Source organism: Streptomyces cacaoi, from assembly GCF_006539165.1.
Classification (GTDB): domain Bacteria; phylum Actinomycetota; class Actinomycetes; order Streptomycetales; family Streptomycetaceae; genus Streptomyces; species Streptomyces cacaoi.
In genome coordinates, this window is the sequence record NZ_BJMM01000174.1 from 1 (window position 1) to 958 (window position 958).

Here is a 958-nt window from a genome sequence, read left to right on the forward strand (position 1 = left end):
CCCGGGCCTCACGGATCCAGCCGTCCAGGTTGTCGGGGTACTTCTTCTCCGCGGCCGGCTCGGCGTCCTTCTTGTCGGTCCCGGCGTCGGCCTTCTTCGCGGCCTCGGCCGTGCCGGCCTCGGCGTCCTTCGCAGCCTTCTCGACCGGCTTCGCGGCCTTACCGGCGGTGGCCTTGCCCGCGTCGGCCTTCTCGGCCTTCTCGCCGGGCTTGGCCAGCGCGGGCGCCTTGCCCTGGACGTCCTTGGCGAGCGTGGCCTGGACACCGGCGGGCTTGGCCTCGGCCTGGTGGCCGGCGGCGTGGGCGGTACCGCTGGTGGCGGTGAGGGCCAGCGCGGCGGTACCGGCGGCGGTCACCGTGGTGGCGGCGATGCGGGTGAGCTTGGTGGTGCGCAGGGCGGTCATATGCGGGAAATGCCTTTCGCAGGGGACATGAGGCGTGGCCGCGAGATGCGGGGACGGATTCGGCTTCGGGCTTTCCGCGTGGTGCGGGCCCGCGGGGGGCGTATCCGCGTGGAGCGGGTTTTTGCCTTCTGCCGTCGCGGCCGAATCCCAGTGTTGAGGGCGGCGCGAGCAATTCCAAATGTGTGACGTACTATCCGTTTTCGTCTGCTGCCGATGGGCGCGGCGGACGACGGGCCGCATACGGGCCCGGGCCCAACCGGGGCATACGAAAAACTTTCGTACGTGACGTGGGCCCTATGCCCGGGGTCACAGCGCGGGGATTTCCCCCCGACGCGGGGACGGGAATCGTGCGCGGTGCGTCAGGAAAACCCGCGCGCATTGTGCGCTGGACCACAGGAATTGTGTGCTCCGGGCCACACATCTGTACCGGCCCCGCCGAAGACGAGAGGCCGGGAGACGAAGAACGAAGGACAAAAGGGCCGGCCCCCCGCGGGGGGTGCGGGGGGCCTGGGCGCTGCTCATGTCCGGCGCCGGGTGTGGACGGTGTGTGCCGGG

The 958-nt window shown here is 71.0% G+C and carries 1 pseudogene; it reads right to left on the reverse strand.

Annotated features, from left to right (window positions below):
• A pseudogene (locus tag SCA03_RS34795) lies at positions 1-403 on the reverse strand (transglycosylase SLT domain-containing protein); the annotation flags it as partial.
• Positions 404-958: the final 555 nt, after the last annotated feature.